General features: G+C 66.2%; 13 protein-coding genes. 4 read left to right on the forward strand and 9 right to left on the reverse strand.

The genetic code is table 11. The features are described 5' to 3' along the window. The gene (locus PI86_RS07045; RefSeq protein WP_039320263.1) at positions 1-957 is read left to right on the forward strand and encodes an OmpA family protein; all 957 of its coding nucleotides are present in this window, start codon (positions 1-3) and stop codon (positions 955-957) included. Positions 958-1,034: 77 nt separating this feature from the next. Here the strand turns inward: PI86_RS07045 and tssA are convergent, their stop codons facing one another. The 9 genes from tssA to PI86_RS07090 all read right to left on the reverse strand — a co-directional run bounded on the left by tssA (position 1,035) and on the right by PI86_RS07090 (position 11,716). Further along, positions 1,035-2,156: a type VI secretion system protein TssA gene (gene tssA, locus PI86_RS07050; RefSeq protein WP_039320265.1), complete on the reverse strand. Its 1,122-nt coding sequence runs from the start codon at positions 2,154-2,156 to the stop codon at positions 1,035-1,037. A 39-nt stretch (positions 2,157-2,195) separates the two neighbouring features. Beyond that, complete coding sequence (gene tssH / locus PI86_RS07055; RefSeq protein WP_039320268.1) at positions 2,196-4,865, reverse strand: type VI secretion system ATPase TssH; 2,670 nt, start codon at positions 4,863-4,865, stop codon at positions 2,196-2,198. A gap of 44 nt (positions 4,866-4,909) precedes the next feature. After that, positions 4,910-6,010: a type VI secretion system baseplate subunit TssG gene (gene tssG, locus PI86_RS07060; RefSeq protein ID WP_014898253.1), complete on the reverse strand. Its 1,101-nt coding sequence runs from the start codon at positions 6,008-6,010 to the stop codon at positions 4,910-4,912. After that, entirely contained in the window at positions 5,974-7,809 is a 1,836-nt protein-coding gene (gene tssF / locus PI86_RS07065) for a type VI secretion system baseplate subunit TssF (protein ID WP_039320270.1), read from the reverse strand. The genes tssG and tssF overlap by 37 nt, the downstream gene beginning before the upstream one ends. Positions 7,810-7,886: 77 nt before the next feature. Beyond that, positions 7,887-8,372 carry a type VI secretion system baseplate subunit TssE gene (gene tssE / locus PI86_RS07070; protein ID WP_014898255.1) on the reverse strand — a complete coding sequence of 162 codons (486 nt, stop codon included), beginning with the start codon at positions 8,370-8,372 and terminating at the stop codon, positions 7,887-7,889. A 62-nt stretch (positions 8,373-8,434) separates the two neighbouring features. Beyond that, positions 8,435-8,938, reverse strand: a complete 504-nt coding sequence (locus PI86_RS07075) for an Hcp family type VI secretion system effector (protein ID WP_006477093.1) — start codon at positions 8,936-8,938, stop codon at positions 8,435-8,437. A gap of 70 nt (positions 8,939-9,008) precedes the next feature. Continuing rightward, a complete protein-coding gene (gene tssC / locus PI86_RS07080; RefSeq protein ID WP_039320274.1) occupies positions 9,009-10,499 on the reverse strand; it encodes a type VI secretion system contractile sheath large subunit in 1,491 nt (496 codons plus the stop codon). Positions 10,500-10,514: 15 nt separating this feature from the next. Beyond that, the gene (gene tssB, locus PI86_RS07085) at positions 10,515-11,030 is read right to left on the reverse strand and encodes a type VI secretion system contractile sheath small subunit (RefSeq protein ID WP_014898257.1); all 516 of its coding nucleotides are present in this window, start codon (positions 11,028-11,030) and stop codon (positions 10,515-10,517) included. Positions 11,031-11,074: 44 nt separating this feature from the next. Next, the gene (locus PI86_RS07090; protein WP_039320276.1) at positions 11,075-11,716 is read right to left on the reverse strand and encodes a tetratricopeptide repeat protein; all 642 of its coding nucleotides are present in this window, start codon (positions 11,714-11,716) and stop codon (positions 11,075-11,077) included. A gap of 378 nt (positions 11,717-12,094) precedes the next feature. Between PI86_RS07090 and tssJ the strand changes: the two genes are divergently transcribed. From tssJ to icmH, 3 genes are all read left to right on the forward strand, one after another. Beyond that, positions 12,095-12,706 carry a type VI secretion system lipoprotein TssJ gene (gene tssJ / locus PI86_RS07095; protein ID WP_039320279.1) on the forward strand — a complete coding sequence of 204 codons (612 nt, stop codon included), beginning with the start codon at positions 12,095-12,097 and terminating at the stop codon, positions 12,704-12,706. 102 nt (positions 12,707-12,808) lie between these two features. Next, positions 12,809-14,155, forward strand: coding sequence for a type VI secretion system baseplate subunit TssK (tssK, locus tag PI86_RS07100; RefSeq protein ID WP_039320281.1), 1,347 nt, complete (start codon positions 12,809-12,811; stop codon positions 14,153-14,155). Then, positions 14,152-14,934, forward strand: coding sequence for a type IVB secretion system protein IcmH/DotU (gene icmH / locus PI86_RS07105; protein WP_014898261.1), 783 nt, complete (start codon positions 14,152-14,154; stop codon positions 14,932-14,934). Before tssK ends, icmH begins: the two co-directional genes overlap by 4 nt. Positions 14,935-14,980 lie beyond the last annotated feature (46 nt).

Raw genomic sequence — 14,980 nt, forward strand, 5'->3', positions numbered from 1 at the left:
ATGCAACGCACGATTCACGTCCGGCGCACGCGCGTCTCGCCCTTCGTTGCCGGCCTCGTCACCGCCGGCCTCATCGCCAGCGGCGCGGCCTATGCGCAGAACACGGGCGGCGCGACCGTCACGCCGGTCGGCAACGGCACGGTCGCGACCGCCGCCCTGCCCGCGAATGCGAACGCGAACCCCGGCGCCGCGCCGGCCACGGCATCGGGCACGGTGGTGCACGGCACCGCCGGCACGATCACGCCGCCGCCCACGAACGCGGCGCCCGGCCAGGTCGTGGTCGGCGGCAAGGTGCCCGACGAGGCGACCAAGGCCGCCGTGCTGCAGAAGCTGCGCGACACCTACGGCGCGGCGAACGTGGTCGACCAGATCGAGGTCGGCGACGTCGCGACACCGCCGAACTGGAGCGCGAACGTGCAGAAGCTGCTCGGCGCGCAGCTCAAGCAGATCAGCAAGGGCCAGCTGAAGATCAACGGCACGCAGATCGAGATGAAGGGCGAGGTGCACAACGAGGCGCAGCGCCAGCAGCTCGCGAGCGACATGGCGAACACGCTGAACCCGACGTACACGATCAAGAACGGGCTGCGCGTGTCGGCGTCCGAGCAGGGCCTGCTCGACCAGACGCTCGCGAACCGCACGATCGAGTTCGAGACGGGCAGCGCGACGCTGACGCCGCAAGGCAGGCAGATTCTCGACCAGATGGCGGCCGCGCTGTCGAAGATGCAGAACCGCACGGTCGACATCATCGGCCACACCGACAACTCGGGGAACCGAACGTCGAACATCGCGCTGAGCCAGGCGCGCGCGGACGCGGTGAAGGGCTACCTGATCACGAAGAGCATCCCGCCGCAGCAAATGACGACGACGGGTGTCGGACCGGATCAGCCGATCGCGCCGAACGACACGGCCGACGGGCGGGCCCGCAACCGGCGCATCGAGTTCCGGGTCGGGCAGTAACGGATGGATCCGGGCCGCTCCGCGGAGCGGCCCGACATGCAACGGGCGGCGGCAGTCATGCGTCGCCCGTTGTGCGTTTACGACTGCTCGTCGGGCTTCACGCCGAGCAGCTCGCGAAGATGCGACAGCGAGCCGTCGTCCTTCACGACGCTCTCGAGCCACTTGTGCAGCGGCATGTCGGCCCATTCGGCCGCCTTGTCGGCGAGATACGCGACCGGGCTGTGCGGCTCGGTCTGGCGGAAATAGCGCGCGACCGAACGCAGCTGGTCGACGGCCTGCGCACGGTTCTGGATGCCGGCGATCATCTGCGTCACCGGCGGACGCGGAGCGGTCTGCGACTGCACGTGGGTCTCCTCGGTGTGGAACGCATCGCCGAAGCTCGGCTCGATACGCTCGGGCTGCGCCTGCGGCGCCGCCGGCACATGCGGCGCGCTGCCCGTATAGCCCTGCTCGCGCGCAAAGCGCTCGGCGAGCCGGTATACGGTCTCGAATGCGTCGCGCGTCTGCCGGAAGCTCGGCGCCGAATTGCCCGCGCGTTCGACGAGCCGCTCCTCGAACGCGTCGAGCGCGATTTCGAACGCCTTCAGGTTCGCGAGCAGCCCGGCGTAGAACGCGATCGGCGTCACGCGCCGCGACGCATCGATCTGTTCGACCGACGGCTTGCCGCGCGCGATGTCGTCCGCGTGCTCGGGGTCGCGCTTCACGGCCTGCGCAACGTGCTGCGCGACTTCCCAGTCGAGTGTGGTGAACGCGTTCGACGCACCTTCCGTCACCGGAATGCCGCGCAGAAGTTCGGCCGTGCGCCCGGACAGCCAGGCGACGTTGCCGAGCCGGTATTCGACATCGTCGCCTTCGGGCAGCGGATGCACGGTGTCCCAGTAGTCGCGGCACAGCCCTTCCAGCAGCGCATAGCCTTCGGTGAGGCCGGTGATGCCGCCCTCCAGCGCGAGCGCCTCGGTCAGCCACACGGCGAGCCGCAGGTCCTTGGTGCGGGTGCGCAGCAGCGCGCCCGCATGGTCGACGACGAAGCCCCAGTCGGCCTCCTTGATCTCGGTTACCCACTCGCCCTGGTCGAGCGTCGGATCGTCATAGCGGCGCGCGTCCTGGATCGCGTCGAATTCGTTCGAGAACAGCAGGTCGTCGCCGCTGGGCGACGCATCGCTGATCGGCGTCAGCAGCTCGGGGAGATTGATCGGCATGGTTCGGTCAGTTCATCAATGCGGGTTGCGCGGCCGCGCTCATTCGACGGTGTACGCGAATTCGCCGGCCTCGTCCGCGCGCACCGCGATGCGCGCGATGGCCGCGCCGTCGGCGATCCGGCCGAGCACGTGGCCCGCGATCTCCGGCAGTAGCGTGCCGTTCAGGATATGGTCGACGTTGCGGGCGCCCGAATCGACCTCGGTGCAGCGCGCGAGCACCGCGTCGACGAGCGATTCATCCCACTCGAACGCGGCCTTGTGGTTCGCATCGATGCGGCGGCGGATCCGTTCGAGCTTCAGCTCGATGATCTCGGCCAGCACGTCGTCGGAAATCGGGTAGTACGGCACGACCTTCATCCGGCCGAGGAACGCCGGCTTGAACGTCTTGTACAGCTGCGGGCGCAGCGCCTCGGCGAGCGCGTCCGGATCGGGCAGTTCCTCGGCCGGCTTGTTCAGGCACGCCTGCATCACCGCGGCCGACCCGACGTTCGACGTCAGGATGATCAGCGTGTTGCGGAAGTCGATCTCGCGCCCCTCGGCGTCGTCCATCGTGCCCTTGTCGAACACCTGGAAGAACATCTCGAGCACGTCCGGGTGGGCCTTCTCGACCTCGTCGAGCAGCACGACGGAATACGGGTTGCGGCGCACCGCCTCGGTCAGCACGCCGCCCTCGCCGTAGCCGACGTAGCCCGGCGGCGAACCCTTCAGGCCCGACACGCTGTGCGCTTCCTGGTACTCGCTCATGTTGATCGTGACCATCTTGCGCTCGCCGCCGTACAGGATGTCGGCCAGCGCGAGCGCCGTCTCGGTCTTGCCGACGCCCGACGGCCCGACGAACATGAACACGCCGCGCGGCTTGTTCGGATCCTCGAGGTTCGCGGTCGCCGTGCGCACGCGCTGCGCGATCGCGTCGAGCGCATGGTCCTGGCCGATCACGCGCGCGGTCAGCAGCGGCTGCAGGTTCAGCACGGTGTCGATCTCGTCCTTCACCATCCGGCCGAGCGGAATGCCGGTCCAGGCGGCGACGATCTCGGCGACGACGTGGCCGTCGACCTGCAGCGGCACCATCGGCTCGCCGCCCTGCAACGCGTGCAGCGCCGCGACGCGTTCGGCCAGCTTGTCGCGCGTGGCCGGCACGTCGACCGGCTCGCCGTGTTCCGACGGACCTCGCGCCTTGTCGAGCGCGTCCCGCAGCTCGGTGATCTCGGCGACGATCACACGTTCCGCTTCATAGCGTGCCTCGTCCTGCGCAAGCTGTTCGAGCGCCGTGTCGCGCGCGCCGCGCAGCTCGCCGAGCCGCTCGTCGTGCGCCGCGCCGCCCGCCGCTTCGCGCTCCAGCGACGCGATCTCCGCGTCGATGCGCTCGATGCGCTTCTTCGTGTCGTCGATCGCCGCCGGCGTCGCGCTGTGCGCGAGCGCGACCTTCGCGCAGGCGGTGTCGAGCACGCTGATCGCCTTGTCCGGCAGCTGCCGGCCGCTGATGTAGCGATGCGACAGGCGCACGGCCTCGGTGATCGCGTCGTCGAGGATTCGCACGTTGAAGTGCTGCTCCATCAACCCCGACATCCCGCGCAGCATCGCGGCCGCGAGCGGCTCGCTCGGCTCCTCGACCTTCACGACCTGGAAGCGCCGCGCGAGCGCCGCGTCCTTCTCGAAGTACTTCTTGTATTCGCTCCACGTCGTCGCGGCGATCGTGCGCAGCTCGCCGCGCGCGAGCGCCGGCTTCAGCAGGTTCGCCGCGTCGTTCTGGCCGGCCTGGCCGCCTGCGCCGATGATCGTGTGCGCCTCGTCGATGAACAGGATGATCGGGTGCGCGCTCTTCTTCACCTCGTCGATCACGCTCTTCAGGCGGTTCTCGAACTCGCCCTTCACGCTCGCGCCGGCTTGCAGCAGCCCCATGTCGAGCACGTGCAGCGCGACGCCGCGCAACGGCGGCGGCACGTCGTCGGCCGCGATCCGCAGCGCGAGGCCCTCGACGACCGCCGTTTTGCCGACGCCAGCCTCGCCGGTCATGATCGGGTTGTTCTGGCGGCGGCGCATCAGGATGTCGATCGCCTGGCGGATCTCGGCTTCGCGGCCGATCACCGGATCGATCTTGCCGTCGCGCGCGCGCTGCGTGAGGTTGGTCGTGTAGGTGTCGAGCGCGGGCGTCTTCGACGGGCCGGCCGCGGGCGCGGCTCCGTCGAGAGCCGGCGCGACACCGGCGCCTTCCGCGTCCGGCTGGCGCGGCTCGGCCTCGCTCGACCCGGCCATGATCTCGTCGAACTTGTGCTTCAGGTCGGTCACGTTCATTTCCGCGAACTGCGACGACATCCGCTGCGCGAACTGCGCGAGATCGGGCGCGGTCAACAGCGCGAGCAGCAGGTGGCCCGAGCGGATCCGGCCGAGTTGCGAATCGAGCGACGCGATCAGCCACGCCTGCTCGAACAGCGCGATCAGGTGCACGGAAAACACCGGCGTGCGCGTGTTGCCCGTCTTCAGGCGCGTGAGTTCGCGCTCGAGATCGGCACGGAGCGCATGCGGATCGACGCGGCTCGCGCGCAGCGCGAGCGGCAGGTCACCCGTCGCTTCGTCGAGCAGCGCGAGGAACAGGTGCTCCAGATCGACCTCGTAGTGGCCGCGCGCCAGGCACGCGCTCGCCGCACGCTCGGCCGCGTGCCGGCACAGCGGGTTCAGTTTCGTGATCAGGGTCTTCAGAGGCGTGCTCATGGCGTCGATCTCAGGTTCGATTGCGTGTTTGTTGTCGTTCGGAATCAGTGAATCACGTGCAGTTCGTAGCGGGCATCCGAGCGGTCGTCGACCGCGTCGCGCGTGCAGAGGAACGCGTCCCAGCCGAGCCGCGAGCCGGCGCCGAGCACACTCGCGCCGACCTCGGTGCGCTTCAGCACGAGCTTGACCTCGTATTCGAGCGTGACGCCCGCAAGCAGCGTCAGCATCCGTTCGAGCGCGACGGCCTGCGCGCCGCCGGGCAGGAATGCCTCGTAGTCGCGCTTGGACAGCGGGCCGACGACGATCCGCGCGCGCATGTCGCGCTGCCACACGCGTTCGCCGACCAGCGCCGTCGCGCCGAGCACCGCGTTGACCTCGCCGAGCACGCTCAGCTGGTCGGGCGGCACGTCGTACCACTTGCCGACGAACTGGTCGATCTTCACCGGCACGCGGAAGTAGTCGGACAGCGTGCGCTGCAGGTACGCGGCCGACATCGGCCGGTGCCGCGCGGCGAGTGCGTAGCCGGCCACCGCCTCGTCGAGCACGCCGCCTGCGCCGGCCGCGAGGCTGTCGCGCACCTCGTCGCTCGGCACGCCGGCGATCGCGAGCAGGAGCGGCAAGTAGCGCTCGTCGCGGTCGAGTTCGTAATGGAACGGCAGCCGGTATTTCTTCCACGCTGCGTAGAACAGCGCGGTCGCGCGGTTCGAGAACACGTCGAAGAACGCGCGCGCCGCATGGTCGCGCTTCAGGTGCTCGCGCGCGACGATCTGCTCGGTGTAGTGCAGCGGCAGTGCGCCCTGCCCGCCCAGCAGCCCGAAGAACGCGGGCGTCAGCTCGACATGACCGAGCTCGCCGGCCGCGAGCGCGGCGCCGCGCTGCTCACCGGAATCGAGCAGCGTGCCGTCGTCGTCGAACGAGCGGACGCCCTCGATCTCGCTCGGCGGGAAGCCGAGCGACAGCGTGTTGCGGAATTCGATGCGCTGCGCGACGACGTCGCCCTGCCGCCACGCGCCGGGCGCATCGGACGCCTGCCGCGCGAACAGCCCTTCGAGCACGCGCACCGCCTGGAAGAACTCGAAGCGGTGCGGCTCGTCGAGCAGCGCGTCGACTACGCCAGGATCGATTCGCCGGTTCGGGGCTTGCATCGGATGATCTCCTCGCCGGTGCGCTTCGACACGACGACCAATTGAACGAAACTGTTGAGATGGACGTACAGCCCGAAGAAGCTGTCGAGCACGCGCACGAACGACGCGAGGCTCGCACCGACGAAGTGTTCCTCGTCGATCGTCAGCCGGATCTCGATGCCGCGCACGAAGGTCGCGAACGGCTTGCCGGGCAGCCACTGCACGGCGCCGCGCTGCTCGACGCCGGCGAGGCCGTCGATCTGGCGCATCGACACGGCGGTGCGCCGCAGGTCGTACAGCGTCAGCATTTCCTTGAGCGGTGCGAGCCCGTGCGCGACCAGCGACACGTGGTTCAGCGCGAGATGCGACACGAGCCGCCAGTGCGCGGCGCGGCCGCGCTCGAAGCGCACGCTCTGCGTCGGGCGCCGCAGCAGCGAGATGCCGCTCGTCTGCGCGCCGCCTTCCTGGAACAGGTCGCCGCCTTCGAGGCCGAACGCGAGCATCGCCGGCAGGTCGCGATTCGTGCAGGTGAGGTCGAGGCTCAGGGTGTCGGTCTGCGGCGAGGTCGGCTCGAAGTCGATGTCGACGATCGAGATCTCGGTTTCGTAGCCGGGGCTTTTCTGCGCGACCCAGTCGTTGCGGCGCGCGAACCAGTAATGACCGATCCGTGCCGATTCGCCGTGATGCAGCGAATAGAACGGCCGGAACTCGATCACCGATTCTTCATGCGCCTGCTGCCGGACGAGCTTCACCGAATCGATCGAGTACACCTCGTACGCGAACGCGCGGCGCGCTTCGGCGATCACCGGGTACGACACCGCGCGGTGCGTGATGCGGATCGGTTCGCCGTGCTGGCGGAACAGGTTGACGATCGGCGTGCAGAACAGCCGGAAATGGCTGGCCGTCAGCAACTCGAGCAGCCGCGCGACGTGCGAATCGCTGCGCACGTCCTGCAGCACCAGATGCAACGTCGCGCGCTGGCAGCGGCCCGCCGCGCGCGCGATCGCCGCGAGGTCGAAATCGACGAAATCGAACTTGTCGGGGAACGCGAAGTATTCGGTGAGCAGGCGATACGCGGGGTGCGACTTCGCCGGGTAGTCGATCAGCGCGTCGTCCTCGTCGAAGCCGGCCTGCGCGATCGGCAGCTTGCGCAGCGCGGTCCAGCGGCCGTTGCGCTCCGGCTCGACATACGCGCCGAGCACGTGGACGAACAGGCAGTCGGTCAGCGCGGCGACGAACGACTGTTCCCCGTGCAGGTGCGCACGCAGCGTCGACAGCTTCAGCGCGCCGAGATCGAGCTGCGCGGCGAGCGATTCGAACGTGATCGAGATCACGCCCGTCGCGTTGGACGGCAGCACCGTCGCGCTCGGCGCGAGCGCGACCGGCGTGTAGCGCGCCTCCGAGATGCGGATCGGCGCCAGCGTCACGTCGTATGCGGTGCGGAACCGGCACTGCACGCCGCGGATCGGGCGGCTCTTCAGCTCGGTGCCGCGGTCGATCACGACCGGTTCCGTCTGCTGGCCGGGCGAAGCCGGCGTGAACTGCGCGATCGAGCACGACGGGAACGGCCGCAGGTAGTGCGGATACAGCACTTCCAGCAGCGCTTCGGTGAATTCCGGGTAGTCGTCGTCGAGCTTCTTGTTGATGCGCGCGCCGAGCAGCGCGAACGACTCGATCATCCGCTCGACGTGCGGATCCTCGCAGTGCTCGCCGGACAGCGCGAGCCGCGCCGCGATCTTCGGATAACGTTCGGCGAAATCCCGCGAATAGCGCCGCAAAAACGATAATTCGCGCTCGTAATACGGCAGCAATTCTTCCATCGACGACCCCGAACCTCAATATTTCCTGCCGGACCCTGGTCCACCACCGGGCGGTCCGGCCCGCTCGGCAGCTTGATTTACAGCATTCTTGCGGCGCGTGCGCGCGTGACCGAATACTGCAGCGTCGACGGCTGCAGCATCGCGTCGAAATTCACCGGCTCTTCGGCCGGGTGCACGACGAGCAGCGCCTGGATGGCGAAGTACAGCGCGTTGGTCGACTGTTCGTTCAGTTCGAACGTCACCTGCACCTGCTGCAGCCGCGGCTCGTGGCGCGCGATGGCCTGCTGGATCGACTTGCAGATGAACGCGCGGTCGTAGTGGCTCGCGAGGCTCAGCCCCGCGAAATCGTTCAGCCCGTAGGTCAGCACCGACTTCTGGCATTCGGGCAGCGCCGCCAGCTCGCTCTCGGTGTGCGCGATGCGCGTGTTGAGGATCGCCTCGACGTCGCGGGCGACCGTGTTCTTGAGCTCGTCCAGCGACAATTGCCGCATCGCTGCCGAGGCCGGCAGGTGCGGTTCGTCGTCGAACAGCTTGTCGAGAAAACTGGGTTCGAATCGTTTCATTGGCCGGCGTGCACAGCGAAAACGGCAACGGGCCGCCGAGCGCCCCGTTGCCGCAACCGACCTTAGACCGCGTAGGTCTTGTCGTTCTTCGTCAGGCTCCAGGCGCCCTGCGTGTTGCCGCCCTGGTTGCCGCCGATCTTCTGTTGGGTCTGCTTCCACTGCACGGCTGCGTACTTCAGCGAGAACGTCTCGAGCGGCAGACCTTCTTCGCGAACGCTCGGTGCGATGCTCGAGATGATCACGTACTTGAGCTTCACTTCCAGATACTGCACGCGCTTGCCTTCGCCGTCCGCGCGCGAGAAATGGACCGTCACTTCATCGAACGTGGTGCCGCCCGATGCGTGCTGGTACAGCAGCGGGCTCGACGAATCGATTTCCTTCGTGAAAATCATGTCGCCGTGTTCGCAGCGCGTCATCGTGTGACCGCCTGCGGTCGATGCCGTTGCCGAACGCGGCTGAACGATCGAGTGATCCCACGATTTCAGTTCGATCCAGCCCTGATGGTCTTTGTCCGCGGATTCGCCCTTCACCGCCGGACTACCAAACTGCAAGTGCATATGTAACATGGCCCTTCGACTCCCCAAAGAGGTGGTTTTAACGTCCTACCCAGGCGGCCCGCCCGGGCGATTTACTCGCTTATGAATTTGCCGGTTTGGGCAGATCAGCGACAAGTCGCAGAGAAATCGAGAGTTCGTCGAGCTGAAAGTGCGGGCGCAGGAACGCGACCGAACGATACGAGCCCGGCTTGCCCGGAATCTCCGACACTTGTATGGATGCCTCGCGCAGCGGGAATTGCGCCTTCTGTTCCTGCGATGCGTTGTCGTCGAGCAGGACGTACTGCGAAATCCACCGGTTGAGGAAAGTCTCCACGTTCTGCGCCGATGCGAAGCTGCCGATCTTGTCCCGCATCATCGCCTTCAGGTAGTGCGCGACGCGCGATACCGAGAAGATGTACTGAAGCTGGGCGGACAGGACGGCGTTCGCATTCGCGCTGTCGGTGCTGTATTTTTTCGGTTTCTGCACCGATTGCGCGGCGAAAAACGCAGCGTAATCCGAGTTCTTGCAATGGACGAGCGGGATGAAGCCGAGATCGCTCAGCTCCTTCTCGCGGCGATCGGTGATCGCGATTTCGGTCGGGCACTTCAGCGCGACTTCACCGTCGTCGGTCTTGAACGTGTGGGTCGGCAGATCCTCGACGAGGCCGCCGCCTTCGACGCCGCGGATCGCCGCGCACCAGCCGAAGTCGTCGAACGCGGCCGTCAGGCGTGCCGCGAATGCCCACGCCGCGTTGCACCACAGGTACTTGTCGTGTTCGGTGCCGTCGACGTCCTCGACGAAGTTGAAATTCTCCGCGGTCTGGCCGTCCTTCGGATTGAACGGCAGGCGCCCGAGGAAGCGCGGCAGCGTGAGGCCCACGTAGCGCGAATCCTCGGCATCGCGGAACGACTTCCACTTCGCGTACTCGACCGTGTCGAACACCTTGCCGAGGTCGCGCGGCTTGCCGAGGTCGGAGAACGACTCGAGGCCGAGCAGCTCCGGCGATGCCGACGCGATGAACGGCGCATGCGCAGCCGCCGCGACGTGCGACATCTGCTCGATGAAGTACATGTCTTCCGGCTGGCGCGAGATCTCGTAGTCGCCGATCAGCGCACCGAACGGCGAGCCGCCGAACGTGCCGAACTCTTCTTCGTAGACCTTCTTGAACAGCGCGCTCTGGTCGAACTCGCTCGCGCCCTTGAAGTCGCGCACGAGGTCGCGCTTCGGTGCGTGCAGCGCCTTGATCTTGATCGTCTGGCCGGTGTTGCTTTCCTTGACCAGGTAGTCCATCCCGCGCCACGTGCTTTCGAGGCGCTGGAATTCCGGCGCGTGCATCACCGCGGACAGCTGCGTGGAGATCAGGCGGTCGAGTTCCGCGACACGCGCATCGATCGTCGCCGACAGGTTGTCCGACACGATCACCGTGCCGTCGAGCACCTGGTGCACGAGTTCGCCGATCAGGTCCTTCGCGCGCGCATGCTCGGAATCGGATTTCGCGACCTTGCTCTTCTCGACGATATCGTCGAGCAGCGAAGTCCCGGCGGCGTATTCCGCGCCGCTCGCTTGGGCCGCAGCCGTTTGCTGGTTCATCTCAACACTCCGTCGTCATTCGCCGTCTTTGTCGCCGCCCGTGCCCTTCGCGAGCTCTTGCAGCTGCTGCGTGTTCTTCAGCACGTCGGACAGCAGATCCTCGAGCTTGTCGTTGCCGGCGAGCTTGTTGCGCAGGTCGGCCAGCTTCGAGCGCGCCTCGAGCAGGCGGCGCAGCGGCTCGACCTGCTCGACGACTTCGTCCGGGCTGAAATCCGACAGCGAACGGAACTTCAGGTCGACGGCAAACTTGCCGCCGTCCGGGCTCAGGCGGTTTTCCACCTGGAACGCGGCGCGCGGCTCGATCGCCTTCATCACGTCGTCGAAGTTGTCACGGTCGATGTTGACGAACTTGCGATCGCGCAGCTTCGGCTGCTCGACTTCCGACTGGCCCGCCAGATCGCCGACCACCCCGACGACGAACGGCAGTTCCTTCACCTCGATCGCGTCGCCCTTCTCGACCTCGTAGGTCAGCTGGACGCGCGGCGGCCGTATTTTCTGCAAGCTTTTCTGAATGCTTTCTTTCTTGGCCATCTCGACGGCTCCCAGGTTAGTTGTGGTTATCGCGTCAGTTGCGGTCAGTTGCGCAGCGCGCTGAACGGATCCGCCCCGCCCTTCTGTGCAGCGCCGCCACCCGACGTCGTCGTCGGCGGCGGCGGCGTCACGCCGCTTTCCGCTGTAGCGGTGGCCGTGACCTTCGGACGATGAATCTGGCGGCGGACGACCTTGCGCGTTTGCGTCTTCTGCTCCGGCGGGAACAGTGCCGATTCGCCGAGCGTGTCGCGCAACTGCTTTGCCAGCGCCTGCGCATCGGACTTCGCATCGCCCGCGAGCGACGAATCCTGGCGCAGTTCGCCGAGCGACTGCGTCGCGATCCGCAGGCCGGCAACGGCGAGCACGCTCTTCGCCTGGCGGTCGGTCGCGTCGCGCTGCAGTGCTTCCTGCGCGGCGACGATCGCCTGGCCATAGTGATTCTGCGCAAACTGGATCTGCGCGATGCGCGACCACGGTTCCTCGCGCGTCGGATCCGACTTCGCGAGTTGCTGGTACAGGCCGAGGGCCTTGTCCTGGTCACCCGACTTCGCAACGGCGTCCGCATCGGCCAGCGACTTGTTGAACACGTCGGCAGTCGGCGGCGCCGGCGGCTGGCTCGCACAACCGGCGATCACGCCGCAAGCCAGCACTACCCCAGAAAGTTTTGCGAAGAGACGGTCTTTCATCGTTATATCCACCGGCGCGTGAGTATTAAAATCGTTGAGAATCTGGTTGTTTTGCTTTGCAAGAAGCGCGCGGGTATAGTACCGATCAATTTTTCATAATTCAATCGTTGAGTGCAGAGTAATTCCTTTTAAATCCGTGCGCTACCCCCTCGAAACGCCGCTGGCAGCGGCCTCGCAGCGGCTTTTGTTTCGATCGAAATTGGCAAGTTTTACTGGTTTGACAGCGCCTCACCCGGGCGGCGGAAAAAATTTCCGGACGCGTGCCGCAGCGCACGTGTGCTTAATATTTGAACGACTGATCCGCCAGGCAACCGCGGCGAACGCGGAAATACCCGGCAGTATTGACAGGGGAGTAAAAGGCGGCACGCCGGAAACACGATGAGATCGTCCATGATTCGCTATGCGCTGCCACTGATTGCCTGCGCGCTCCTGGCCGGATGCGCGGCCGCCCCGTTGCTCGGCTCCGCCGCGAGCGCCGTGATGCAGGCCGCCGGCGTCGGCAAGCCTGATCTGCCGGATGCCCAGAAGCCGCCGCGCAATATCGGACTCACGCTCGCCGCCGCGCCCAACCTGAATGCCGCGACCGATCGCAAACCGCTCGCATTAGTAGTAAGGCTCTACGCGCTGAAGGATCCGACGTCGTTCCAGCAGGCACCGTTCGACGCGTTCACCGATCCGACCAAGGAAAAAGCCGCACTGGGCGCCGATCTGTTGAACGTGCGTGAGATCACGCTGATTCCCGGCCAGCGTTATACGGCGACCGAAAAGGTATCGCGCGAAGCGCAGGCATTCGGCATTGTCGCGCTGTTCCGCGATCCCGCACTCCAGCGATGGAAACTGACGTTCGACCCGGCGAAGTCGGAGAAATCCGGCATAATCATCGGCCTGCATAATTGCGCGATGACGGTCACCGATGGTTCTGTCATTGCACCGCAACAGGGTGCACCTTCGCAACCGCTGAATATGCTTTCGTCGGTCACCTGCGGTTAAGCATGACGCACGAATGTCAATTAACAAGAGTTAACAAATTGGCGATTAATTCGGGCACGACCAAATCGATTACATCGCAACGCCACATTAACCGGATTTGACATGAGTTATTCGGCCAAGGTGCTTTGGGGAGAAGGGCTGTTCCTCCGGCCTCAACACTTTCAGCGGCAGGACGCGTACCACGAGGCGCGCCTGTTCGAGTCCATCCAGGCGATCCAGCCTTACAACTGGGGCGTGCGCTCGGTGCGCATCGACCGCGACGCGCTCGGCAGCAACGTGCTGCGCGTGGCGGAACTCGCACTCGTGTTCCCGGACGGCGCGCTGTACGCTGCGCCGCAGGCGGACGACCTGCCGCCGCCGATCGCGCTGGACACGCTGCCCGACGGCATCAACGAATTCGTGTTCTATCTCGCGCTGCACCCGCTGCGCGAGAACGGCACCAATTACAGCGACGATCCGGCCGCCGGCTTCATGACGCGTTTCGTCAGCGAGCAGACGAGCGTCGCGGACAACTTCACCGACGCCGCCGAAGCCGACATCACGTTCCTGAAGACGCATGTCAAGCTGATCGCGCACAGCGAACCGCGCGACCAGCTGCTTTCGGTGCCGCTCGTGCGCGTGCGCCGCACCGCGACGTCCGGCTTCGAGATCGACGACAGCTTCGTGCCGCCGTGCCTCGCGATCGAGGCGTCGCCGATCCTGCACCAGCGGCTGCGCCAGCTCGTCGACGCGCTGCAGGCGAAGGTGAACGCGCTGTACGGTTTCCACCGCGAGCCGTCGAAGAACATCATCGAATTCCGCTCAGGCGACATCGCATCGTTCTGGCTGCTGCACACCGCGAACGCCGCATTCGCGACGCTCGCGCACCTGCACCAGCACGCGGCGCTGCATCCGGAGCGGCTGTTCCAGGAACTGCTGCGCCTCGCGGGCCAGCTGATGACGTTCTCGAAGGGCTACACGCTCGCCGACCTGCCCGTGTATCGCCATGACGATCCGGGCCCGAGCTTCGCGCGTCTCGACGTGATGCTGCGCGAGCTGCTCGACACGGTGATCTCGACGCGTTACTTCGCGATCACGCTCGACGAGGTGCGTCCGTCGTTCCATCTCGGCCGCCTCGACTCGGGCAAGATCGACGACAAGACCGAGTTCTATCTGGCGGTGTCCGCGGACATGCCGAGCGTCGAGCTCGTCGATGCGGTGCCGGCCCGCTTCAAGGTCGGCGCGCCCGACGACGTCGACAAGCTCGTGCTGTCGGCAATGCCCGGCGTGCGGCTCTCGTACACGCCGCAGGTGCCGCCCGCGATCCCCGTGCGGCCGGGCGCGTGCTACTTCTCGCTCGATTCGCGCGGCGCGCTGTACGAACGCATGCTGCAGGCCCAGTCCGCGATGATCTATGCGCCGACTGGCATCAACGACCTGAAATTCGAACTGATCGCGGTCACATCATGAGCTACGCGCCTTCCCTGTTCGGCGACAACGCGCCGGCCCCGCTGCATACCCCGGCGTCGACCGACGCCGCGTTCCAGGCCCGTTCGCTGCTCGACCTGCTGTACGACGGGTTCTTCATGCTGTTCCTGCTCAAGAACGGCCGCGCGCCCGACAGCGCGAGCGAGTTCAGCACGAAGATCCAGGAATTCCTGTCGGATTTCGAGCGCGGCGCGAAGAAGCTGAACATCGCGGCCGAGGATGTCTACAGCGCGAAGTTCGCGTATTGCGCGGCCGTCGACGAAATGGTGCTGTCGTCGCAGTTCAAGATTCGCGCCGACTGGGAACGCCGGCCGCTGCAGCTCGTGCTGTTCGGCGAGCAGCTCGCGGGCGAGAAGTTCTTCCAGTATCTCGAGGATTGCCGCGCGCAGGGCGCGGCGCGGCTGCAGTCGCTCGAAGTGTTCCACATGTGCCTGCTGCTCGGCTTCCAGGGCAAGTATCTGCTCGAAGGACCGGAGAAGCTCGCGTATCTGACCGCGCGGCTCGGCGATGAAATCGCGCACATGAAGGGCAAGCGCGCGCCGTTCGCGCCGCACTGGCCGCTGCCGGACCAGATCGCGCACCGGTTGAAGCGCGAAGTGCCGGTATGGGCGATCGGTGCCGTGTTCGCGCTCGTCGCGCTGCTCGGATATCTCGGGCTCAACACGTACCTGAAGGACAAGACGCTGCAGGCGCTCGCGCCGTATTCGCAGGTGATCAAGGTCGGGCCGGAGTCGGCGAACCTGACGATTTCGCTGCCTTGAGGGCCGCGCTTCGCTCGAACGCTGTTGCCACAGTGAAAAAGGACCG

The sequence above is a fragment of the Burkholderia sp. A9 genome (assembly GCF_000801975.1).